We start from the raw sequence: 593 nt of genomic DNA on the forward strand, positions 1-593 counted from the left end.
AACCAGTCATATGTTCCAGGCTCAACTGTGTATGCTTCATACTGGCTGTTTTTAGTGACTTCTTTTAATGCGTCACCTTCAATATCCAGTAACTTAACTTCTTTTGTTGCAGCTTGTAATTCATCGGTTGAAGAAGATGGTACACCTACAACCTCAATCGATGCATCGATTGTTCCATTTTGAAGCTTACTCTTAGCATCTCCAAAGCCTTCCTCATATGCTTCATAGTCGCCTTCTTCAATACCATATGCTTTCAAAATTAATTCAGCAGCTGCACGGGTTGCTCCACCTGGAGGTCCAATTGCAACTTTTTTACCTTTTAAATCAGCAATTGATTCAATTCCAGTTGACTTAAGTGTTGCTACTTGAACTGCCTCAGGGTATAGTGAACCAATAACTGCTACGTTATCTATTTCTTTACCTTTAAATTCTCCTTCACCAGCAACAGCATCAAGCATTGTCGTATTCTGTGCAATTCCAAGTTGGAAATCACCTGATTGGATCTTGGCAATATTCTCAACAGATGCACCAGATTCTACTGAACTAACATCAAAGCCGTCAACGTCGATATTATCTTTCCATAGATTAGCCAT

1 protein-coding gene is annotated in these 593 nt (G+C 39.3%); it reads right to left on the reverse strand.

Going from position 1 to position 593, the window contains the following annotated elements; translation table 11 throughout:
• On the reverse strand, window positions 1-593 hold a 593-nt coding region (locus AC3G7N_RS21875), incomplete at both ends, for a TAXI family TRAP transporter solute-binding subunit (protein ID WP_489424229.1).

The organism is Virgibacillus carmonensis, from assembly GCF_057836705.1.